This window comes from Nitrosococcus halophilus Nc 4, from assembly GCF_000024725.1.
GTDB classification, from domain to species: Bacteria; Pseudomonadota; Gammaproteobacteria; order Nitrosococcales; family Nitrosococcaceae; genus Nitrosococcus; species Nitrosococcus halophilus.
In genome coordinates this window covers 2,070,710-2,092,291 of the sequence record NC_013960.1, presented here as the reverse complement: position 1 = coordinate 2,092,291, position 21,582 = coordinate 2,070,710, and the positions used below count along the sequence as shown (strand labels likewise).

Below are 21,582 nucleotides of genomic sequence, written 5' to 3'. Positions count from 1 at the left end.
CTAACACGCCTTAATCCAAGCTAATCCCATATTGCTCGTGTATAGTTGGCGTGGATTGTTGCGTCCTTCGTTACCAGGGGTGCACCAAATAAAGTAGCCTGAGCTACAATGAGCCGGTCGAAAGGATCCCTTGTCCAGATTTGCGATTCAGCCTCACGCACAATCGCTGGAAAAGCAGCTTTGCAAACCACAAGTCCGAGAGTCGACTCCAAGGCATCAAGTACTGGAAGTGGTGGTTGCTTCACCCGCCCAATCTCAAAAAGATACTGAAGCTCCAGCCGTACCATTGGCGAAATACGGATGTCATCAGTCTCTTCGATTAGGTGAGCCACTTGATGCGGTACCGCATCTCGTCCCTGGGCATACAGCCAAGCTGCAACATGTGTATCAAGATAAATCAGGGATGCCATTCCTGGGACCAATCCAGGTGCACGATCTCTTCGGGGGGGACCTGAAGGTACTCGGAATGCGGTTTAAGCAAATCAAGCTTTCCTCCCTGCTCGACCACAATGCGCAGCCGCCGTCCCTTGCGTTCAATCTCAACCGGCTCCCCCGACTCAAGGACATGATCGAGAATCCGATAGAGATTAGCCCGGAGCCGGGATGGAGAAAGATGTTTAATCATCTGATTACTCTCCAGCATAAAAACGTACGCAATAATACCAACATCGTACGATATCGTCTATTGCCCCTTCCCCGGATTATCGCTTTAGAATCTGCACCTGGCTCCCAAACATTCCGTTTGGATAGGCTTCGTGCTGATTAAAGAAGGCCTTGGCGACTGTCGTTAAAAAATGATTAACCGAATCACCACCCTATTTCCACTGCTGGCGCTGATGGGGGCTGGACTGGCCTACCAATATCCTGAGCCTTGGGTCTCCCTCAAGCCGGCCATCGTACCACTACTCGGCTTAATTATGTTTGGCATGGGCATGACCCTTAAAGCCCATGACTTTATGCTCATTTTCAAACAACCCCAGGTCGTGGCGACGGGCGTCCTCCTCCAGTTTTTATTGATGCCTTTCATCGCCTGGATCATCAGCGCCCTTTTTGGCTTACCGCCCTATCTTGCCGCCGGAATGATCTTGCTGGGATGTAGTCCAGGGGGCACCGCCTCCAATGTGGTTTGTTATTTAGCCCGGGGCGATGTGGCCCTTTCCATCACCCTAACGGCCACTTCCACCCTCCTCTCGGTCTTCGCCACCCCTTTTCTCACCTGGCTTTACGTGGGGGAACAAATCCCGGTGCCGGTGACTGACATGCTGCAAAGTATTTTGACCATTGTGCTGCTGCCCGTCACCTTGGGACTGATGATTAATACGTTTTTTGGCCAACGGCTGGGCAAGCTCACTGACATTTTTCCCATTCTCTCAGTCTTTGCCATTGTGCTTATCATCGCCATCATTGTGGCCATTAACCGGGATAAGCTGACCCTCATCGCCCCTGCCATCACCCTTAGCATCCTGTTACATAATGGGCTGGGCCTGGCGAGTGGCTACGGATTAACCCAGCTGCTCGGCTTTAATCCACGTCAAGCCCGTGCCGTGGCCATTGAGGTAGGCATGCAGAATTCCGGTCTAGCGGTCGCCCTCGCCTTAAAATATTTTACCCCTCAAGCGGCCCTGCCCGGGGCCCTCTTCAGCATCTGGCACAACCTCTCGGGTTCCCTCCTTGCCTACTATTGGTCGCGCCGTCCCAGGGGGTCATTAAAAGCCGAAAATCACCCTATTCGAAAGAAGGCTTCCACCTCTTTGATATCCCGACTCTGGGCGATCCTCGGCAAGCTCCTCAAAAAGAGGCGACCATAGGATTTACTGCGAAGGCGGGGATCGCACAGCATTAATACCCCCCGGTCATGGGTATCGCGAATCAGCCGCCCCACCCCTTGCTTAAGCTGAATGATGGCACTGGGAAGCTGGTAGTCCATAAAAGGATTACCGCCCCGGCGGCGGATAGCCTCGATCCTAGCCTGCAACAAGGGTTCATCGGGTGCAGCAAAAGGCAATTTATCGATAATCACACAGGATAAGGCCTCACCCCGGACATCCACTCCTTCCCAAAAGCTGCTGGTACCTAATAGCACTGCATTACCGAGGGTGCGAAAACGGCTCAATAGCTCACTGCGCGGGGCGCTGCCCTGAACCAACAGAGGAAAAGTAATTTGCTCCTGGAGCAAACTATGGGCTTCCTTCAGTGCCCGATGGCTGGTAAACAACAAAAAAGCACGGCCGCAGCTTGCAGCAAGCACCGGCAGAGCGGCTTTGATGACTTCACGAGTGTAATCCGGATGGTGGGGATCGGGCAGTCCAGTGGGCTGATACAACAAGGCCTGCCGCCCAAAATCAAAGGGACTTTCCCAGCGGTGAGTAATGGCGGTGTCCAAACCCAATTGCCGATTGAAGTGATCAAAGCGATCCCCTACCGCCATTGTGGCCGAGGTAAATATCCATGCGCTCTGTTGACGCCCCATGTAAGCCTGAAAATTTTCACTGATTTCCAGAGGACTTGCACTTAAAATAAAAGAGCGGCTGCGGGCCTCGAACCAATACACAAAATCCTCACTGGCCTCTTCAGAAAAGACCGCAATCTGTTCCTGTAAGCTTCCGCAGCGCTTAAAGCAGTTTTCCAAGCCCTTACCCCGTACTGCCGCCAGTTCCAGTTCGGCTTCCAGATCTCCTAATGCCTGACTTAATTTTTCCAAAGCTTTAATCACCGAGGGGGTATTGGCAACCTCCCCCCACGCCAAGCGACGTTCCCCAAGCCCCAAGGCCAGGCGGAAATCGGCAGTGGCCTTCTCCAGCCGCTGACAAGTTTCACGAATACCAGGCATATCGGGGGCATCGTTGAGCTGTTCTGCGACGCTGTCACGGGCCAACTCTACCAATTGGCGACTGCTCACCCGCTGTCCAAAAAAGCGGGAGGCGATTTCAGGGAGTTGATGGGCCTCATCCAAGATATAGGCCCCGGCCGTCGGCAACAGATCGCCATGGCCCTCTTCCCGTAAGGCCATATCCGATAGCAGTAAATGATGATTAATCACCAGAATGTCCGCTTCCTGAGCCTGTCGCCGGGCCGCCATCAGGTGACATTCTGAAAATGACGGACAATCTTGCCCAAAACAATTATCCGCCGTCGAAGTGACCCGGGGCCACAAGGGCGAATCCTCAGGGATTACGCTTAACTCACTGGTATCTCCAGTGGCAGTCTGTCTCGCCCACTGTTGCACCTTAACCAAATCCGCCGCCAAACGGCTATGCCCTGTTTTTCCTTCCTGTGCAAATAAATGTAAACGGTGCAGGCACAGATAATTGGCCCGTCCTTTAAGCAACGCCAACCGGGCGGAAACGCCCAGGGCATTTTTCACTAAGGGTAAATCTCGGTGGTAGAGTTGGTCCTGGAGATGCTTGGTACCCGTGGAAATAATGACCTTCATCTCCGACAACAGAGCTGGCACCAGATAAGCAAAGGTTTTACCGGTTCCGGTACCGGCTTCGGTCACTAGGGTCTGTCCCTCCTCTAAAGCCTTGGCAACCGCTTCAGCCATCTCCTGTTGTTGATGGCGGGGGGCAAAACCCTCAATTTGACGGGCTAATGGGCCGTCTTCACCAAGAAGCTCGGCCATAGAAAATAAAGCATATTCCATGGGTGCGTTGTTGAAAGCCAATGGCCAATTCCCCTTAAGTTGAGGCCTAAGTATCTCAGTATAAAGCTTTGAGGGGTGGGTTTTCCTGGCTTCTAATCCCTCCTCTTCGTGCGCGCAGCGCACGCTACTTGTCAGCTTGTAGGAGCGGTTGAACAGCGCGAAAACGACCCCATTCCTCCCAAAATTTTTACCGAAACACTTATGTCTTGTGCCTATCTCGCAAACCTCTCTATCCAATGTACACTATAGATTGCAGCTAAGACACAGTATGGACAACTCACTGACCTAAACCATGAAGCGACCCTTAGGCGCCATTATTATTGGCGATGAACTGCTTACTGGGAAACGGCGCGACAAGCACTTTCCCCATCTTATCGAAACCTTGAACCAGCGGGGATTAGAATTAAGCTGGTGTAGCTTTATTGGCGATGATGCCAGGATAATTACCCGGACCCTAGGCCATACCCTCCAATCTGAAGATATTGTTTTCTGCTTCGGCGGAATCGGCGCCACCCCGGATGATCGTACCCGGCAGTGTGCCGCAGAAGCGGCCGGCGTCTCCCTCTTTCCCCATCCCGACGCCATGGGGGAGATTGAGGCTCAATATGGAGAGCGAGCCTATCCTTACCGCATTCGAATGGCTCACCTGCCCCAAGGAAGCCAAATTATTCCCAACCCCTTTAATCGAGTCCCTGGTTTTTCCCTTCATTCCCATCACTTCTTGCCAGGTTTCCCGGAAATGGCCTGGCCGATGATGGAATGGGTACTGGACACTTATTATTCAGATTTACAGGAGCTAACGCCTAAAATAGAGCAAATTATTCGGGTGACAGGGGTTGGCGAAAGTGATCTGCTTCCGATAATGGAAAGAATAGTCTCCCGCTACCCCAATCTGCGTCTCTCCTGTCTTCCCCACCTCGGCGGTAACCAGCCTATGCTTGAACTGGGATTACGGGGAAATACTCCAGCAGTCATGGAGGCCATGAATGAACTTAAGGATAGTTTAGATAGGAGTAATGTACGCTGGCATTTTATTTGATTGGGTGCTGCTTTAGCTAAGACAGCCATACCAAAAGGGCAACGTCACTAGACTGAGAGCCGTAGAAAGAGTCACCGCCGCCGCATAAATGGAGGTATTCAGTTGAAAGCGATCGCACAGTACCACCCCCAACACCATACTCGGCATGGCCGCCTCCAAGATCACCGCACCCCGCTGAGAGGAATCGACGCTGGAAAAATCGCTAATGAACCAGGCCCAAACGGGCATCAATCCTAGCTGGATAACAAGTACGGGGAACAGTAACGGTAAATTCCGCCACTGGCCACGGGGCCATTCTAAACCCATACCCAGTGAAAGGAGCATTAAAGGCACCACACTCGAAGCCATCATATCTAAAAGGCCATGGAACCAGGCAGGCTCTGCCACGCCGCCAAGATTAAGACTCACCCCCATGGCAGCCGCCCACAAGGGAGGCACCTTGAGCAACTCAATCAAGGAATTAGCAGGTTTTGCGCCGACACCATGAATCCGGGCAATGTGGATTCCCAGGGTAAGCACCAGCGGTGTACAGGCAAATAGATCATACTGGATAGCCACTGCTCTTGCCCAATCCCCTAAGGTGCTTTGCAACACCGGGAGTCCTAAATAAGTAGCATTGGGAAAACCGGCCGCAAGAATTAACGCGCCACGGATAGGACGAGGAGTGCCCGCCAAATGATAAGCGACCCAAGCCAAGGCGAGTCCCATTAACACCCCGCTCGCAGCCACCATGGCAATGTCCGCGGTAGCCCTTCCTAAACTCGCTGACCATAGGACATCTAACACCAAAGCAGGGAGAAATAAATAGTAAACCAACTCCGTTAAGACTTCGCGCTTGTCTTTGGGGCTGAGGCGTCGTTGAGAAAAACGGCGCCAGGCAACACCACAGACAATGAACGCCGCCATTTGAAGCAGAACTTCAATCATGGATCACTGTGTCATGGATTTTAGTTATCGAATTGTGACCCCGATCCCTTAAGCCCCTAGCTGGAGTGTCGAAATAATGTCGGAATAATGCATAAATAAATCGACCTGCTTTTGGAGGCTCCACCATGGAATTCAAGGACTACCTGAAAATATTAGTGGCCCACGATGGCTCAGATGTTTATCTCAGCGCCGGAGCCCCCCCTTGTGCCAAGTTTCACGGTTTACTGAAACCCCTTGAAAAAAAAGCGTTAACTTCTAACGACATCAAGGAAATAGCCTACAGCATTATGAATGAAGAGCAAACGGCCGAGTTTGAGCAAAAACCGGAGATGAATTTAGCCATTTCCGAATCTGGCATCGGACGCTTTCGGGTCAATATTTTCAAGCAACGCAGTGCGGTTTCGATGGTCATCCGAAATATCAAGACCACCATCCCCAATGTGGATAACCTCGGCCTGCCCCCCATATTAAAAGAAGTCGTCATCTCCAAGCATGGCCTTATTCTGTTTGTAGGGGCAACGGGCTCCGGTAAATCCACTTCCCTTGCCGCCCTCATCGACCACCGCAATAATAACAGCGCGGGGCACATCATCACGATTGAAGACCCTATCGAGTATATCCATCATCATAAAAAATCTATCGTCAATCAACGGGAAGTCGGCGTTGACACGGAGTGCTATGAAGATGCGCTTAAAAATACCCTTCGCCAAGCTCCCGATGTGATTCTAATTGGAGAGATCCGTGACCGGAACACGATGGAACATGCGATTGCCTTTGCGGAAACAGGCCACCTGTGCCTCTCAACCCTGCATGCTAACAATGCCAACCAAGCCCTTGACCGGATCATTAACTTTTTCCCCGAAGACCGGCGTTCGCAACTTCTATTGGACCTCTCCTTGAACCTACGGGCTTTTGTTTCTCAACGTCTCGTTCCCACCATCGATGGCAAGCGTACCGCCGCTATTGAAATTCTACTAGGTACGCCCCTCGTTCGTGACCTCATCCACCGCGGTGATATCCATGCCATTAAAGAGGTAATGGAAAAGTCAGAAAATCTCGGCATGCAAACCTTTGACAGTGCCCTCTATAAATTATACGCGACAAGCCGTATCAGTGTTGAAGAAGCACTGCGTAATGCCGATTCCCCTAACAACCTCCGCCTCAAAATCAACTTATCCCAGAAAGGGCCTGGGACTACCGCCCAACCCGCCTCCGCGGAAAACACCTCCTCAGAACAAAAAACGGAGAAGAAAGCACCAGGGGGGCTCTCTTTTAGCCTGGTGGAAGAAGAAGATTAAATTTTCTTGGGCACCCGCGCCAACTCATTTTTGTGTTATTCTAATAGCGCAATTAACCCGGTGCCAACGGGAACATTTCCCTTGCCTCGGTAAGCTTATTTTAAACGGGGAGTATACTTGAGAATGGCTAACGATTGGCCCTATTCCCATATTGCCCTATGTTGACTACAATCCCATCTTACCCAGGAAGGCTATAATCACTTACGAGAGGTAGGGGCATGCATCATAGTTGGCTAATGCTCGCTATTTTATTAGAGGTGGCAGGAACTACCTGCATGAAACTATCTATGGGGTTTTCGCGCTTGACCCCCTCGATTTTGATCTTTGTCTTTTATGGCCTATCTTTTACCGCCTTGACCTATAGCCTCAAAAAGATCGATCTCAGTATTGCCTATGCGTTGTGGTCAGGTATCGGAACAGGCCTTATTGCGATTATCGGCTTCGTTTACTTCAAGGAACAAATCACGTCGCTAAAGCTTGCAAGCATTGCACTTATCATGTTGGGTGTAATTGGAATTAATCTAAGCGATCTGAAACATTGAATTTTAGCCCCCCCTGCAAAAACGGCTTCTATCGTTACCAATCCAAGCTCTACAGAGAGAGTAATTTTAGTGAATTATCGATCGGCCGATAAGTTCTAAAAGCTTGCGATTACCGTTCGTAGAGTCAAAAAATCTTATAAGCACTCCTGTTCCGAGGGAAATATTATGGCAAAATTCAAGCAAAAATTCCTAGCATATCTACTCTGTCTAGCATTTTTCAGTAGCGCAACCAGCTTTCCTCTCCTCGCTAATGCGGCCGACACCTCTATGCAAAGCTATGACCGATCCCGTACTGGGTCATCCTATGCCGAAACTGAAGACGAACCCCGTTACTTCCGGATGATCGGAGATCTCCTTATCGGTCGCCCCTTGCTGTTAGTGGCCACTGGGCTAGGCACGGGTATTTTCCTGGCCAGCCTCCCTTTTAGTCTCCTAGGCGGTAATGTGAAGGAAGCTGCAGATACCCTGGTGGTTGGCCCTGCTCGACAAACATTCGTACGCTGCCTAGGGTGCCGAATGTCTGCTGTAGGATCAGGATCAAACCAACATCCAGAGACCTCTGAAACTTCAATGCAAGAGGGTTCCTCCCGCACACCCGTCAATAAGCACACGCCTTTTCACGGGATTCCCCCCACGGATTGATTGGCCCAAGTCTTGGTTGTTATCTCCAGAAGTTATTGGATAATCCCTTTATAGCTAGAGGAAATTGAATGCAGCGACCGATTTCGCCAGAAGCGAATCGGGTCGTGCGCTGCATGTCCGCAGGGTGCGGGTCAAGGATAGCCTGGGATAAATTCCCCAATTCTCCAGGCGCAAATGGGGACGTTCAAAGAATGCACGCAGGAGATGCGCCAGGGAAGACGCGTCTCCCCCAGTTTGCGGATTTCCATTTCGATGATGCCCATCGGCTATGCACCCTACTCTGATGTGACCCGTGCAAGGGAAACATTTGAAAAAATTATCCTCCCGGTGGCATCAAACACCAGGGACTATTTTTATGGGAGGAAATCGCTAAACCTATAGGGTTTAACTCCTAAGTACCCTAGCGAAAGTTTTGAGGGTTTTGTTTTCCTGGCCTCTCATCCCTCCTCTTCGTGCGCACAGCGCATGCTACTTGTCGGCTTGTAGGGGGGGTGAAAACGACCACATTCCTCCCAAAATTTTTGCCGAAATACTTAGATCACCTCAATCTTTCTCCCCTCTCCGTTACTCTGTGATATTATCTCGCGTTGTTTTAACCTCTCTTTTTTATTTAAACTAAAATTATTGGCCCTAATATTTTAGGCCTATTGTATTTGTCGTAAATATTTTGACGGCTATACCCAGTGGAGAATAATATGGCTAGGAAACCAAGCACCGCTAAAAAAACAACGACAGTTCGCAGCAAAGCAACACCAGCAGCTTCACGCACAACCACACGGGCAACCACTAAAACACTCAATAACACCGAGCGCAAACTCACTGGGCTGCGTGAACCAATGACGAAGACCCAGCTCTATGCCACCATTGCAGAAAATACCAATCTTTCCAAAAAAGACGTTGTCGCTGTGTTTGATGAACTCAATACGCTCATTAACCGCCATATTAAAAAACGTAGTGCAGGGGTATTTACCCTACCGGGACTATTAAAGATCACTACAGTAAAAAAACCTGCACGAAAGGCGCAAAAAAACGTCCCTAATCCCTTTAAACCTGGGGAGACCATGGACGTCGCTGCCAAACCCGCCAGAACCGTCGTCAAAGTACGGCCGTTGAAAAAATTAAAGGATATGGTTGCCTAGTTTTCTAGGCCAAAGCCCTTAATGGACGGCTACGTTTCAACCCCCACACGCGTAGCCGCTCCACTTTGTTAATCTCACCTATCCCTCACAAAAATTCTAAAGACTACACTTACCAAGTGCAGTCATCCAAACACCCTATCCATCCATAAGCACCTATGAATAAAATATGAGGTGTTTTAGGAGCGAGCTGGTGGTGTTCCGCAAACCCGTTTTTCCTCCCTGAAAAAAGGGTTTGCGGGGACTTCCCTGTCCCCTGGCTCGCTCCAGGAATACTTCAAAACTTTTACTGAGATACTTATCAATTTGACCTACCCCTCCCTCACAGAAGCGTTAAAAGTTGCCAAGAAAAGGTTTCCTTGCACACCCACCCATCAACACCTATAAAATCAATCAGGGTCCTCATTGTCGGCAAAGCTCAGAAGAACCATGACCACCCATTTTTTACATTCATTATTTGAACCCCAATCCGTTGCGGTCTTCGGCGCCAGTGATCGCCCTAACTCCGTGGGTATGACAGTATTTAAAAACATGCTGGAGGCCGGGTTCCAGGGTGAAATCCACGCCATTAACCCCAAGCGGGAAACAGTCCAAGGAAAACCCGCTTACCCCTCATTGGAAGCCTTAGGAAAACCCATTGACCTTGCAGTTATCACCACCCCCGCAACCACAGTTCCTGACATTATTGAAGCCTGTGGCAAACATGGCGTGGGGGCGGCCATTATCATTTCCGCAGGTTTTCGGGAAATGGGTCCTATGGGTAGGGAGCTGGAGGAAAAACTCCTATTCCAAGCGCAGAATTATGGAGTTCGACTGTTGGGTCCTAATTGTCTCGGTATTATGCGCCCCCCTCTTGGCCTCAATGCCACTTTCAATAAAGGTATGGCGCTTCCCGGCAAGTTAGCCCTGGTATCCCAATCCGGAGCTCTATGCACGGCAATTTTAGACTGGGCGACTTATAACAAAATCGGCTTCTCCTCGGTGATCTCTACAGGTATTTCTGCCGACTTAGATTTCGGTGAAATCTTGGATTATTTAGTCTTGGATCATCACACCGAAAGCATTCTTCTTTATATAGAAGGGATTCATCATGCCCGGGGGTTCATGAGCGCGCTCCGCGCCGCTGCCCGGGTAAAACCCGTTATTGCGGTAAAAGTGGGTCGGCACGCAGGAGGCTCCCAAGCCGCAGCTTCTCACACTGGAGCACTGGTAGGAGCCGATGATGTCTTTGACGCCGCCTTACGGCGCGCAGGTGTAGTACGGGCCACCACCGTGGTGCAATTATTTTCTATTGCCAGGACTTTGGCCTCAGGTTACCGCACCCGAGGCAACCAACTCGCTATCATCACCAACGGCGGAGGCCCTGGGGTGTTAGCCGCCGATCGGGCTGAGGACCTGGGCATACCACTGGCACGTTTAACCCCTTCAACCACAGAAAAGTTAAATAAAGCCCTCCCCCCTACGTGGTCTCACGCCAATCCCGTGGATGTCATCGGGGATGCTTCAGCGGAACGCTACCGAGAAGCCATTACCCTGTGTTTGCAGGATGATCATGTGGATACCCTTTTAGTCATTTTGACCCCCCAAGCCATGACCCATCCCCAAGAGGTCGCCGAAACCCTCATTAAGCTCGCTTCAGAGGATAGAAGCAAACCCATTCTCGCTTGTTGGATGGGGGAAACTCAGGTGGCTTACGCTCGCGAGGCCTTTAGTAAAGCCCAGATTCCATGGTTTCAAACCCCAGAAGCTGCCGTAGAAGCCTTTGCTTTTCTCGCCGAATATCATCGCAATCAACTGCAATTACTGCAAACACCGGGGCCCTTATCCCGTCGTGAACTCCCAGATGCCAGCGGAGCGCAGCTTATCATCGAAAATGCCCTTGCTGAGCATCGAAAAGAACTCAGCACCATGGAGGCAAGAGCTGTGTTACGGGCCTTCCGTATTCCCGTTGCCACTTGCATGATGGCCCGCTCTCCCAATGAAGCATTGGTTTTGGCGCAAGAAATTGGTTATCCCGTGGCCATGAAAATCGCCTCTGCCCAGATCACCCATAAAAGTGACGTGGATGGGGTTCGGCTTCACCTGGATAATGGGCAAGCGGTGCGGCGCGCCTATCAAGACCTTATCAATAGCGTCAAAAATCATAGACCCGACGCCCCTATTGAAGGGGTCACTATTGAGCCCATGTGTATCAAGCCCAATGGACGGGAATTGATGATCGGCATTATTCGGGATCCCATCTTTGGCCCTGCAATTACTTTTGGCGCCGGCGGCACTACGGTGGAAATACTCAGCGATCGGGTTGTGGCCCTTCCTCCGCTCAACCGAAGTTTGGTGCAAAGTATGATTGCCGGCACCCGTATCTCCCGTCTGCTAGGTCCCTTCCGTAATTTACCCGCGACCAACATGGAAGCCATTGAGCAAATTCTGCTACGCGTTTCTGAAATGGTCTGTGAGCTTCCCTGGCTTAAGGAAATGGACATTAATCCCCTCATTGTGGATGAATGTGATGCGGTGGCTGTAGATGCCCGGATAACCTTCGATTATCCGCCGCCGGCCATGACTCCTTACGCCCATATGGCGATCCACCCCTACCCCCATCATCTTGTCCAGCGCTGGCAATTACCCGACGGCACAGAAATCATGATCCGCCCCATTCGCCCCGAGGATGCGGAAATAGAACAGCGTTTTGTCCGTGGGCTCTCCGCGGAGGCACGAATGTTTCGATTTATGCAGGCTTTAAAGGAACTTCCCCCCGCCTTGCTGGCCCGTTTTACGCAAATTGATTATGACCGTGAAATGGCCTTGATCGTGGTGACCGAACAAGAAGAAGAAGTGGCCGTGGCCCGTTATATTACCCACCCTAATGGAACGAGTTGTGAATTTGCCCTCGTCGTCGCCGATGCTTGGCAACATAAAGGGATTGCCCATAGATTGATGGAAGCGCTCATGGATGTAGCGCGAGAGCGGGGTCTAGAAATCATGGAAGGGGATGTCTTAGAGAATAACTACCGTATGCTAAGCTTATGCCGATCATTGCATTTCACTATCGCACCCCATCCTGAAGATCCTGCGCTCATGCGGGTCTATCGCCGGCTATAGGGACATGGCGGGAGGGACTCTTTACCCTTTCCCCCAGAAATAGCTCAAAAGGAGTTTTCCAAAAGTTTTTAATCCTTAGCAGGCCAATCCACCACATGATCCTCCAAGTCCCGAACTTGGAATTCTAGAACTGTCCGCCCCCGTGCTGACATACCAGCCTGGTGTACGGTTTCCGGATCACCGGAAATCAAGGGATGCCAATCAAATAGTTCTTTGCCCTCGCCTATCAGACGATAAGCGCAGGTGGAAGGCAGCCACTTCAACGCCTCTGTTAACTCCTCCCGCAAGCTTAGACAATCTGATACCTTCTGAGCACGATGCTGGTAATCCGTGCAGCGGCAACTATGCAGATCCAAGAGTCGACAAGCCACATCCGTATAGAAGATCTCTCCAGTCTCTGCATCTTCTAACTTATACAGACAACATTTACCGCAACCATCACACAATGCCTCCCATTCCTCCGCGGACATGGCTTGCAAAGTCTTATATTTCCAGAATTCAGGCTCAATCATCGTATTTTCCCGTAAGGTTTGTCCCTATCCTTGTTGGCTACCGAGCTAATGGGTGACTATGATAAACAAGAACCATCGACTATTCATAGTATCCGCTAGCCTGAGGTGATGCTCACCGGAGAGGGATAACCTGCTAATTTAGCCTTTCTTAAAGGCATATTTTTTGCTTCTAGGGTATTTCATGTCGATATACTGTAGATCATTACTGCCTCCCTTTTTAATTTGGCCCTCTCAAGGTGCGGATGCCGTCCCGCAGGCAACGAACCGCTTTAATTGGATATCTCTTTTTTTTCTTGGGTTTATTGTCTTGGGAGGCTGCACCCAAACCCAAGTGCTGCGGAAAAATGAGGTTTTGGAACAACCGACCGAACCCATCCGGGTGCTCCTCATGCCTCTGGAGGTTGAACTGGGGGAATTAACCGTCGGCGGTCTGGTAGAACCCCGAGCAGATTGGACTCAAGCCGCGCAACAACACCTTACTTTGGCATTAAAAGCATTTTTATCTGCCAAGAATGCCATACTGGTGCCCTATAATCCTCCTGCACACTCTCCCCAAAAGGCGCACCATCACCATCAATTAATAAAGCTTCACCAGGCGATCACTAAGACCATTCTTAACTATAAATATAATAAACAGTCCAATCTTCCTACCAAAGAGGGAAAATTTGATTGGACTCTAGGGGAAGGAGTTAAAGCACTAGGAGAAGATTTTGATGCCGATTATGCACTTTTTATTTTTATCCACGATACTTATACCAGTGCTGAGCGCAATGTGATTAGCTTCCTGTTTTCCGTACTATTTCTTTTTCCCATTCATCCTGGCAGCGTCCAGCAAGGCATTGCCTCATTAGTTGATCTCAACGACGGCGATATTGAATGGTTCAACCGCTTCGTGAGCTATACGGGAGATCTCCGCAATGCCGGAGACGCTCAAACCGTTATTCACCACTTACTCACCGATCTACCCCTGTCAACCACCCCCAATTGAAGTGGGGGACTTCCTGGGGAGAAGCGCTATCAAACTATGCCCAAAATGCCTATCCTTCTGCTTTTGCTTGTCGGGTGCGTTGCCTGCACCTCACCCGCCCCTCGTGAAGAGCTTCCCGACCTCCGCCCTGGGCATGAACCTCCCGTGGAGACTGCCGAAGCGGGATTATGGATGCAAATGGAAAAATTTGAGCAAAACCTCAAGACTTCTGGCTTACGAGTCAGGGATCCCGCATTAAATGAATATATTAAAGATACTGTGTGTAAAATTGCCGGGCCCCATTGTGGTGATATCCGGGTCTATATCCTCCGTATCCCGGAATTTAATGCCTCCATGGCCCCCAACGGCATGATGCAAGTCTGGACCGGGTTGCTGCTACGGGCCACCAATGAAGCGCAGGTTGCCTATGTACTAGGGCATGAAATAGGCCATTTTCTCCGCCGGCATTCACTGCAAATATGGCAAGATACACGACGCAAATCCTCCTTATTCGCCTATTTCAATCTATTGAGCGCCATTATTGGTATTCCGGGCTATGCCTATAACGTAGCACAGCTAGCTACCCTAGGCAGCCTGTTTGAATTTTCCCGCGATGCCGAATGGGAAGCCGACCAACTGGGGTTTGAATTGACAACGAAGGCCGGTTATGAACCCCGAGAGGCCGCCAAGCTCTGGAGGATATTGCTCGAAGAACGAGACGCCGCCGACGAACCAACACCTTGGGTCTTCTTTTCTACTCACCCGCCCACTGAAGAACGGATTAAAAATCTTGAACGCTTAGGGAGAAAGGCAGATCCTGGAATCATTGGTGAGAAACCTTATCGTGCCGCTATTGACCCCTGGCTGGAAACTCTCCTCGACGATGAACTACAACAACGCCGTTTTGCGCGTACCCAAATTGTACTCAATCATCTATTAGAAACAAAACATAGGCAGGGAGAACTCTATTATTTTCAAGGTGAACTTTACCGCCTTCGGGATAAAGAGGGAGATGAAGAAAAAGCCGAACAAGCTTACGCCAAAGCCTTAAATTACCCCGATACCCCTGTAGAGACCTATCGGGAACTGGGGTTATTGTCTTTGAAAAGAGATGAAAACCAACAAGCGCGAATTTACCTGCAACAGTATCTTGAAATGAAACCAGAGGCCGAAGACCGGGAGATGATCCGCGCCTATCTTCAGGAACTTGAGTAAAGTTGCCATGGCTTATCTTGCTGTCACTCTTGCTTTTTTTATTTTTTTTATTATGGGGTGTGGAACTACCTCCCCTATCGCCGGGCCCGATAGAACCCAGGTTGGAGAAATTTATACCGTCGATCCCCAAATAAAATGGAGCCGATTTTATCGAAGGAACATTGAGATTTGGACAGTTGACGGACCCTCTCTGGAAGCCATTTATTTTGTTAAGGGAATCGATCCTGACGAGACATTAGTGGCCACCAATGAAGAGGAAAAATGGCCAAAGTTCGACCCCGATATGACGGCCAATGAGATTATGGAATTGATCATTGATAGCTTAGCGCGTACAGGATATACACAACTGCAACCCCACCATCTCAGACCAGAGATATTTGGTTCCCTAAAGGGATTTCGCTTTGATTTTGATTTTCTTTATCAAGATGGCCTTGAGGGGCAAGGCCTTGTCACCGGCACCATTATTGAAAATAAATTATATTTAATACTTTACATTGGCACACGCCAGCATTACTTTTCCAAATACCTAGATGAGGTTAATAAAATAATAAAGTCTATCCGCCTCTCTCTGGAAAAAAACTAAAAAATAGCTAGACGAGTTTCTTGGACAGCGGCTTCTATCGAAGGAAGGAACGATCACCCTTGCGATCCCGAAAAAAATAAGCTATTTTTTGGGATACGGTCTTCTAAATCACACTCTCTGCAGATATGGTTAACGGACTGTGATGAACAAGAACCCGTCAAATCTACTAGGCCAAATTTTATTAAGTAACAACAGTACGTCGAAATTATCTTCTTTTGTATGAACAATAAATGGATTCTTCTCGCGACGGTGGTGGCCCTCCTTAGCCTCCTGATCTTTCTATCGCCGGCCATTATGCATCTGTTAAAGTAAGACACCGGTTAAGTAGGGTGGGTTAAGGCGCATTAGCGCCGTACCCACCAAATTTTAAGGGCTTGAGGGTGAGACCATCCTTCGGCCCTGATCCACTCTTCGCTGGAAGCAAGGTTTTTTAACAACCTCTTAACCATAAAATCGGACCTTAGGAAAATCGGATATTTGGCTCCGATTTCCCAGTTCTTCTCTCTGGTCATTCCTAAAAAAATTCTTAACAGAGCAATTACCGTAGCTCTACTTTAACCTCTAGTTCCTTATCCTCACCGAAAAAAGCGCTACGGCGCACCTTGACAATCACCTCATCGCCGGGTTTTTTGTCCCACATGATTTCCTTTACATCAGACATATCGGCAACAGGATGACCGTTCAAAGCAAGGAGTTCATCTTTCTCTTTAATTCCAGCCGCCTTAGCTGCGCTAGTCTCAGAAAAAGTCTGGATTTTAAGTTTTCCGTCGGATTCCTTAAGCATCACCCCCAAAAAGCCCGCATTTGGTAGTTCTTTTTTCTCGGAGAGCAATAAATAATCCGCAATTTCCGGTTCAATAAGGCCCTCCCAATCATTCAGCACGATAGCCACACTCACCGTGTCGAGGCGCCGACTGAAGCGCTGGGGGATACCCACGCCATAGGCTAAATGGCCATTGCCTGCAAGGATCACCATGTGAGTATCAGGATGGTCCTTTAAATAGTGGGTCGCCCCCTCCGCCATGGACTCATCCCACACCAATTGAGCTTCATAAAAAGTATCGAAAGTCCCAAAATGCTGGGGATGATTTTCGAACACTTTTTTCAGGCGCTCACGGTAGTCTGCATTGGAGCGGTCAATATCGGCGGGAAGCTGCGCCCTTTCCTCTTTAGAAAGCCCCTCTAGGCCTTCCCGGCCCACCTTTTGAATGAGCTCCGTGGGAACATTGAGGGCCAGTATTGGAATGTTATTCTCTTGGGCAAACTCAAGAATCGGGGCATACAAGCGGAAATCATAGATCCAACGATCATAATATTCGGTTTTATCTAAAAACTCCCCTACACCTAATTCACCCGCAATGTATTGATCCAGATAAGGCTGAAACGGTTGCTGAAAAAACTCAACCCCAATCACCAATTCTGGATGTATGGCGTGAAGGCCACGAATGATGGCAAGCTGATTCAAGTGGTGATCAAAACGGGGATGTTGCTCCCCCACAAAGACAACCTGATAACGTGACAACTCGGGGATAAGACCGTCCAAATCCAGCAACTGCCCCAAATTTACCGCCTTGGTGGAGGGCTCAATTTTAGTGGTTTCTGGAACTTCCCTCTCTTTGACTTCCCCCTCTACGACACCTTCCCTAGGCGAAGATTGCACCAGTGGAGGGAATAAGACAATGAACAACAGCAGCAAGAAAATAGGGGTAGTTACTTGATTTTGCATCTATGGAAATCCACCTTAATAGAATCGTTTATTTAATATCATCTGGTAGGACTCGGGCTTCTGTAGAAAGTTTATACCGATGTCCTGCCGAGGTGGTCATCTCTACTTCAAACAGGTAGGCGCGATACCCCTGCTTTGGAATATCCACCTGGGCTGCCGCATAGCTGCTACCAGGCAGGATTTTTAGATTTCGGCTTGACCAACGCTCATCACGAAAATCCCGATCCGCTGAAGTGGCTGTCCAAAGCCGGATCGCCCGAGCGGTTTGATCGCCAGACACTTTAACACTCGCCTCTCCAGCAGCCCCCGGTTGTAGTTTCCATTCCATCTTCGGCAACTCCTCGCCATCCGCAATCATTTGGAAAAAAGCAGCCAGGGTCTGCATGGCTTCTTCTCCCCCCCCTAAGTGATGTCCCGCATTGGGGGTTTGAAAAACCAATTTGGGTGCCGGCAACTCATTCCAATAGTGCCGTAACGAGTCCACCACCCAATAGGGGTCATTGGTGCCAAGCAACAAGAGCTTAGGCATAGTGTAACGCAACCGGTATTCATAGGGATCGATCCAACTGCGCAGTTTTACCATGGCTGGATCATCTTGATTTTGGTGGAGATTGAGCTCGGTATAATCGCTAATTTCTTCGCTTTGCCTACCGTAGACTTTTGCACTCCAACGCAATTGCTGCTCCATATTCAGCATATCAATGACCATGGGGGCCATCCCTTTTATCCGCGGATCTAGCGCGCCCGTCAACCAAGTAGTCCATCCCCGCTTGGAGGCGCCCGCCACCACAAATCCTTCAATCTGCTGCTGAAATGCCTGTTGGACAAAAGACTGCACGGTATCCATACCCCGGACGGCGCTCTTTACCATGGGAAATAGTAAAGGCCAAGTTTTATCGCCGGTTTTTAAAAATTGAACCAGGGTAAAGGCAATTAAGGCGTCTTCTTTGAGTCCATTATAAAGGGGTTGGTTAGGAACTTGGGTGATGACGGCAGCCACCGCGCCAGCCTGTTGAGCCATCATTTTCAACCGCTCTAGGTATCTCTCACCATCACCCTCACCGGCAATCAGGAGAAGACCAATTTCAGGATTTCGGACTTCATTAGGCCGCGCCACCATCAGATGATGGCTCCAGAACTGATTACGCCAATGTTGAGAAACCAATTCCAGGTGGGCCAGTGTTCCCCAAGAGTCTTGCTTCTTTTCCGTCAGTTTCCAATTGTAATGGGGATCGGGCTGGTTCACATAATCTTCAAGTGCACCTGCAAAAGCTGGTTTTATTGCCAAAAATAGCGACATCGCTAAAAAAATTGCCTTTGAAGGTAAGGAAAAAGGGGGAAATAACATCGTTTTAAGGCCTTTAATATCCTTTAAACCTAGCATCAAAAAATGACACCACAAAAGTTTTGTTCGCCCTCCACCTAGAGGGTCAATGTAAATTGATCAACTAGTGCCCCAGGAAGCCGAAAACTCGATAAGGAACGGCGCTCGTAGGTATTCGGATCCAGGAGAAATTCCCGCTCTGCGGTAAGCCCCAACAGATTCTCACCAAACATTTGATACCAACTTTCATCGAAGCGCATAACGTTGATAGGTGCTTGGGGTTGGTCCCCCTCCACCCAAAAACAAGCATAACGGGTCATGCCCGTAATTCGGGCCTCGTTAAGATCAGAAAAATTGCTATACCATAGATTATTGATATAGATACCCTTCTCTAAGTTCTCGCAGACTTCATCCATCCTTAATCTGCCGGGAGCTAAATCCAAGGACTGGGGGATTTCGCTGCCGGCATTCACCGGAATACCATATTCCTTGCTGCTACGGGGTGAGACCAGGCAATCCTGGTATGCACCCTGGGTAATGAGTCGAACCTGCTCCGGCTTCTGAAAGCCCGCTTCTGTAAAGCAAGGGACAACACCGCCCCGAGGGTACTCGCTCAAGTTTACCAGAGGATGGAGCAGCCTTTTGCCCTGGGCCATTTTCAGGAGCGGAGTTTGTTGGGTTCGATGGTTTTTTAAGCCGAACCCGCTCCAACCCAGTAAGGAGAAAATTTCCATCAACGCCGTGGGGGCAAGATACACCCGATACCGTCCTGGAGTGAGCACCTTAGCCGGACGGTGGAGTAGATCCAACTGCTCACGCACTCCTTGCATTTTCTGCTCTAAATGGGCGGAGTCCCATTCGGTTCCGGCATACTGGGATTTGACAGCCCTATCGCCACAATGGTAACAGCTCCAATCGAAATTGAAATTACTCGTGGAATACCAGTTGCGTTGACCCAGCGAATTGGCAAACCCTCGATACAATCGACCGCCGGCCCAGAGCCCCACCAGATCCAAGCCGGCGGCGGCAGTCGCAACATCCTTGAGGACCACCTCCATCAGGGGAAGGTCATTTTCCTCCATGGTCTCGGTATTGTACCCTCCGGTAGCATAAAAGAGATAAGGATCTTCAGGGATAAAGGGGCGCTGCTCACGCAAAACCGAAAGGAGGGATTGAATGGGCGGCAGATCATGCTTCAAATCTCCCACCAAATGACAACGTCCGGTGGCATGACGATAGCCCGCGATTAGATCCAAGGAGAGTTCTAATTGCTGAGCACTGCCCGCTTGGCGTACCTGGTTCCGGTTAAAACGAATAAAATCAGAGTCTTCTGCCTCGAAGTAAAGCGTCAACACCTCCCCCGAATGCAGACTAGCCGTCAAGGTATCGGCCAGAGTGTAAAAAAACTCCCGCAGAGGCATTCAGACTCCCCCAAAGACATCCACAGCAGTGAATAGGCAGGCGGGAGAGGCATGGCCCACGTAGATGGCCTGGTTAGGTTCCCCCTTGCCACAATTGAGTGTTCCCATCAGCTCAACGGTACCGACATCCCCCACCCCCGAGAGAGCGCGCCAAAAGGTGGCGGAAATGCCACGATAATTAGGGTTCTTGACCACTTCTCCAAGTTCACCATTACGGATCAAACGACCATATTCACAGCCAAACTGGAACTTATTACGGCTATCATCAATGGACCAGGAACGGTTCGTGTCCATAAGTACCCCATACTCGACCTGGCTAATCAGCTGCTCCAGGGTGCTGTCACCCGGTTCTAGATTGAGATTGGCCATGCGGTCGATGGGCGGCCGATTCCAATCACAAGCCCGGGCATTCGCCACCCCTGACAGGTTAGCACGGTTCTGGGATATCAACCCCCCTAGGGGGCGCTTCAAAATACCCTTCTTAATCACATAGGCACGTTCGGCCAGGCTTCCCTCGTCATCGAACCGGTAGCTTGCCAACTGGGTGGCGCAGCGAGGGTCGAAGGTCACATTCAACAGTGCTGAGCCATAGGGATAGGTTCCAAACATATCCAGGGTCACAAAACTGCTTCCGGCATAGTTGCGCTCATCCCCAAGAATCCGATCCAGCTCCAGCGGATGCCCGATACTCTCATGGATCTGCAGCATCATCTGCTCGGGCAACAGCAGTAGCTCCATCCGGCCAGAGGGGCAGTTCGGCGCCAGGAGTAATTGCAACGCCTCTTCCGCCACCCGCTTGGGGGCGTTAAAAAACCCTAAGCGGTCAAGATGTTCCAATCCTCCCTGGCGGGCATGGTCATCGCCATAACTTCGAATCTGGGTCTCACTGCCCGCATTGGCTACCGCTCTAAGCTCAGGCATCAGGTAATAAAAAGACTGGGTGATTTCAGCCCCGGCACTGGTGAGGAACAATACTTCACTGGCTCGGTAACTGAGGGCGGCCGACCAATCCACGATAGCATCCGTGATTTTCAAACGCCGGCAGGTGTCCTGCAACAACTCGATTTTGGCACCCAAGTTCAAGGATTCCCAGGATTGCTCTACCGGCGTGCGGTACTGCCCGGATTGAGGGGGCCAAATGATATGCTCAGGAGATAAAAGACGGGTGTTAGCCGTGCGTTTTGCCCAGGCCGTGGCGCGCCGAAAGGCTTCCGCTAACCCGGTGGCGCTGAGATCGCTGGTCGCGGCATAACCCAGGCCCCCTTGGTCCATGACGGTAATACAAGCGCCTAGGCCATGGCGGTGAGTGATGGGCTGCAACACGTCCTGCCGCACCCCCAACCGCTGATGCCGATCCTCCACTAGGCGCAGGGACCAAAAATCAACCGGAGAGGGAACGCTTTTAAATCGCTTTGCAATCAACTCCAGCATGGCATGTAGGCGTCAAGATCGGTTTGTAGCATCAAGAGAATTTCTTTACAGTAGTTACAAAAATGATTTCGTTA

Annotated in this window: 19 protein-coding genes; 10 read left to right on the top strand and 9 right to left on the bottom strand. The window is 50.1% G+C overall.

Features of this window, described 5'->3' with window-relative positions:
- Positions 1 to 20: 20 nt before the first annotated feature.
- Both NHAL_RS09830 and NHAL_RS09825 read right to left on the bottom strand, forming a co-directional pair.
- Positions 21 to 410: a type II toxin-antitoxin system VapC family toxin gene (locus tag NHAL_RS09830; RefSeq protein ID WP_013032995.1), complete on the bottom strand. Its 390-nt coding sequence runs from the start codon at positions 408 to 410 to the stop codon at positions 21 to 23.
- The gene (locus tag NHAL_RS09825; protein WP_013032994.1) at positions 398 to 625 is read right to left on the bottom strand and encodes a type II toxin-antitoxin system Phd/YefM family antitoxin; all 228 of its coding nucleotides are present in this window, start codon (positions 623 to 625) and stop codon (positions 398 to 400) included. Before NHAL_RS09825 ends, NHAL_RS09830 begins: the two co-directional genes overlap by 13 nt.
- Before the next feature lie 169 nt (positions 626 to 794).
- Between NHAL_RS09825 and NHAL_RS09820 the strand changes: the two genes are divergently transcribed.
- Positions 795 to 1,808, top strand: coding sequence for a bile acid:sodium symporter family protein (locus NHAL_RS09820; RefSeq protein WP_013032993.1), 1,014 nt, complete (start codon positions 795 to 797; stop codon positions 1,806 to 1,808).
- Here the strand turns inward: NHAL_RS09820 and NHAL_RS09815 are convergent.
- On the bottom strand, positions 1,721 to 3,643 hold the full coding sequence (locus NHAL_RS09815) for a DNA repair helicase YoaA (RefSeq protein WP_013032992.1): 1,923 nt from the start codon (positions 3,641 to 3,643) through the stop codon (positions 1,721 to 1,723). The genes NHAL_RS09820 and NHAL_RS09815 overlap by 88 nt on opposite strands.
- A 292-nt stretch (positions 3,644 to 3,935) precedes the next feature.
- On the opposite strand from NHAL_RS09815, the gene NHAL_RS09810 reads away from it, so the two are divergent.
- Positions 3,936 to 4,682, top strand: coding sequence for a competence/damage-inducible protein A (locus tag NHAL_RS09810; protein WP_013032991.1), 747 nt, complete (start codon positions 3,936 to 3,938; stop codon positions 4,680 to 4,682).
- Between the two features lie 12 nt (positions 4,683 to 4,694).
- On the opposite strand, the gene NHAL_RS09805 is transcribed toward NHAL_RS09810, so the two are convergent.
- Positions 4,695 to 5,609 carry an AEC family transporter gene (locus tag NHAL_RS09805; RefSeq protein WP_013032990.1) on the bottom strand — a complete coding sequence of 305 codons (915 nt, stop codon included), beginning with the start codon at positions 5,607 to 5,609 and terminating at the stop codon, positions 4,695 to 4,697.
- 125 nt (positions 5,610 to 5,734) lie between these two features.
- On the opposite strand from NHAL_RS09805, the gene NHAL_RS09800 reads away from it, so the two are divergent.
- The 5 genes from NHAL_RS09800 to NHAL_RS09780 all read left to right on the top strand — a co-directional run bounded on the left by NHAL_RS09800 (position 5,735) and on the right by NHAL_RS09780 (position 12,329).
- The gene (locus tag NHAL_RS09800) at positions 5,735 to 6,907 is read left to right on the top strand and encodes a PilT/PilU family type 4a pilus ATPase (protein ID WP_013032989.1); all 1,173 of its coding nucleotides are present in this window, start codon (positions 5,735 to 5,737) and stop codon (positions 6,905 to 6,907) included.
- Between the two features lie 218 nt (positions 6,908 to 7,125).
- Positions 7,126 to 7,449: a DMT family transporter gene (locus NHAL_RS09795; RefSeq protein WP_013032988.1), complete on the top strand. Its 324-nt coding sequence runs from the start codon at positions 7,126 to 7,128 to the stop codon at positions 7,447 to 7,449.
- A 165-nt stretch (positions 7,450 to 7,614) separates the two neighbouring features.
- On the top strand, positions 7,615 to 8,091 hold the full coding sequence (locus NHAL_RS09790) for a hypothetical protein (RefSeq protein WP_013032987.1): 477 nt from the start codon (positions 7,615 to 7,617) through the stop codon (positions 8,089 to 8,091).
- A gap of 695 nt (positions 8,092 to 8,786) precedes the next feature.
- Positions 8,787 to 9,230, top strand: coding sequence for an HU family DNA-binding protein (locus tag NHAL_RS09785; RefSeq protein WP_013032986.1), 444 nt, complete (start codon positions 8,787 to 8,789; stop codon positions 9,228 to 9,230).
- A gap of 426 nt (positions 9,231 to 9,656) precedes the next feature.
- The gene (locus tag NHAL_RS09780) at positions 9,657 to 12,329 is read left to right on the top strand and encodes a bifunctional acetate--CoA ligase family protein/GNAT family N-acetyltransferase (protein WP_013032985.1); all 2,673 of its coding nucleotides are present in this window, start codon (positions 9,657 to 9,659) and stop codon (positions 12,327 to 12,329) included.
- A 68-nt stretch (positions 12,330 to 12,397) separates the two neighbouring features.
- Here the strand turns inward: NHAL_RS09780 and NHAL_RS09775 are convergent, their stop codons facing one another.
- Positions 12,398 to 12,841 (bottom strand): YcgN family cysteine cluster protein, encoded by a 444-nt coding sequence (locus NHAL_RS09775; RefSeq protein ID WP_013032984.1) that lies wholly within the window; start codon positions 12,839 to 12,841, stop codon positions 12,398 to 12,400.
- 181 nt (positions 12,842 to 13,022) lie between these two features.
- Here NHAL_RS09775 and NHAL_RS09770 point away from each other — a divergent pair, with 181 nt between their 5' ends.
- From NHAL_RS09770 to NHAL_RS09760, 3 genes are read left to right on the top strand one after another with little or no spacing between them, the layout of a single operon-like run.
- Entirely contained in the window at positions 13,023 to 13,829 is an 807-nt protein-coding gene (locus NHAL_RS09770) for a hypothetical protein (RefSeq protein ID WP_013032983.1), read from the top strand.
- A 36-nt stretch (positions 13,830 to 13,865) separates the two neighbouring features.
- The gene (locus NHAL_RS09765) at positions 13,866 to 15,023 is read left to right on the top strand and encodes a M48 family metalloprotease (protein ID WP_013032982.1); all 1,158 of its coding nucleotides are present in this window, start codon (positions 13,866 to 13,868) and stop codon (positions 15,021 to 15,023) included.
- A gap of 7 nt (positions 15,024 to 15,030) precedes the next feature.
- Positions 15,031 to 15,606 carry a hypothetical protein gene (locus NHAL_RS09760; protein WP_013032981.1) on the top strand — a complete coding sequence of 192 codons (576 nt, stop codon included), beginning with the start codon at positions 15,031 to 15,033 and terminating at the stop codon, positions 15,604 to 15,606.
- A 538-nt stretch (positions 15,607 to 16,144) separates the two neighbouring features.
- On the opposite strand, the gene NHAL_RS09755 is transcribed toward NHAL_RS09760, so the two are convergent.
- The 4 genes from NHAL_RS09755 to NHAL_RS09740 all read right to left on the bottom strand — a co-directional run bounded on the left by NHAL_RS09755 (position 16,145) and on the right by NHAL_RS09740 (position 21,508).
- Positions 16,145 to 17,332: a ChaN family lipoprotein gene (locus tag NHAL_RS09755; protein WP_013032980.1), complete on the bottom strand. Its 1,188-nt coding sequence runs from the start codon at positions 17,330 to 17,332 to the stop codon at positions 16,145 to 16,147.
- A gap of 28 nt (positions 17,333 to 17,360) precedes the next feature.
- Positions 17,361 to 18,578 carry a PhoPQ-activated pathogenicity-related family protein gene (locus tag NHAL_RS09750; protein ID WP_238985325.1) on the bottom strand — a complete coding sequence of 406 codons (1,218 nt, stop codon included), beginning with the start codon at positions 18,576 to 18,578 and terminating at the stop codon, positions 17,361 to 17,363.
- Positions 18,579 to 18,754: 176 nt separating this feature from the next.
- Positions 18,755 to 20,077 carry a metallopeptidase TldD-related protein gene (locus NHAL_RS09745; protein ID WP_013032978.1) on the bottom strand — a complete coding sequence of 441 codons (1,323 nt, stop codon included), beginning with the start codon at positions 20,075 to 20,077 and terminating at the stop codon, positions 18,755 to 18,757.
- On the bottom strand, positions 20,078 to 21,508 hold the full coding sequence (locus tag NHAL_RS09740; RefSeq protein WP_013032977.1) for a TldD/PmbA family protein: 1,431 nt from the start codon (positions 21,506 to 21,508) through the stop codon (positions 20,078 to 20,080).
- Positions 21,509 to 21,582 lie beyond the last annotated feature (74 nt).

Coding starts and splice junctions, on each gene's coding strand:
- NHAL_RS09830 (WP_013032995.1), bottom strand. CDS start 410: ATGGCATCCCTGATTTATCTTGATACACATGTTGCAGCTTGGCTGTAT.
- NHAL_RS09825 (WP_013032994.1), bottom strand. CDS start 625: ATGATTAAACATCTTTCTCCATCCCGGCTCCGGGCTAATCTCTATCGG.
- NHAL_RS09820 (WP_013032993.1), top strand. CDS start 795: ATGATTAACCGAATCACCACCCTATTTCCACTGCTGGCGCTGATGGGG.
- NHAL_RS09815 (WP_013032992.1), bottom strand. CDS start 3,643: ATGGAATATGCTTTATTTTCTATGGCCGAGCTTCTTGGTGAAGACGGC.
- NHAL_RS09810 (WP_013032991.1), top strand. CDS start 3,936: ATGAAGCGACCCTTAGGCGCCATTATTATTGGCGATGAACTGCTTACT.
- NHAL_RS09805 (WP_013032990.1), bottom strand. CDS start 5,609: ATGATTGAAGTTCTGCTTCAAATGGCGGCGTTCATTGTCTGTGGTGTT.
- NHAL_RS09800 (WP_013032989.1), top strand. CDS start 5,735: ATGGAATTCAAGGACTACCTGAAAATATTAGTGGCCCACGATGGCTCA.
- NHAL_RS09795 (WP_013032988.1), top strand. CDS start 7,126: ATGCATCATAGTTGGCTAATGCTCGCTATTTTATTAGAGGTGGCAGGA.
- NHAL_RS09790 (WP_013032987.1), top strand. CDS start 7,615: ATGGCAAAATTCAAGCAAAAATTCCTAGCATATCTACTCTGTCTAGCA.
- NHAL_RS09785 (WP_013032986.1), top strand. CDS start 8,787: ATGGCTAGGAAACCAAGCACCGCTAAAAAAACAACGACAGTTCGCAGC.
- NHAL_RS09780 (WP_013032985.1), top strand. CDS start 9,657: ATGACCACCCATTTTTTACATTCATTATTTGAACCCCAATCCGTTGCG.
- NHAL_RS09775 (WP_013032984.1), bottom strand. CDS start 12,841: ATGATTGAGCCTGAATTCTGGAAATATAAGACTTTGCAAGCCATGTCC.
- NHAL_RS09770 (WP_013032983.1), top strand. CDS start 13,023: ATGTCGATATACTGTAGATCATTACTGCCTCCCTTTTTAATTTGGCCC.
- NHAL_RS09765 (WP_013032982.1), top strand. CDS start 13,866: ATGCCCAAAATGCCTATCCTTCTGCTTTTGCTTGTCGGGTGCGTTGCC.
- NHAL_RS09760 (WP_013032981.1), top strand. CDS start 15,031: ATGGCTTATCTTGCTGTCACTCTTGCTTTTTTTATTTTTTTTATTATG.
- NHAL_RS09755 (WP_013032980.1), bottom strand. CDS start 17,332: ATGCAAAATCAAGTAACTACCCCTATTTTCTTGCTGCTGTTGTTCATT.
- NHAL_RS09745 (WP_013032978.1), bottom strand. CDS start 20,077: ATGCCTCTGCGGGAGTTTTTTTACACTCTGGCCGATACCTTGACGGCT.
- NHAL_RS09740 (WP_013032977.1), bottom strand. CDS start 21,508: ATGCTGGAGTTGATTGCAAAGCGATTTAAAAGCGTTCCCTCTCCGGTT.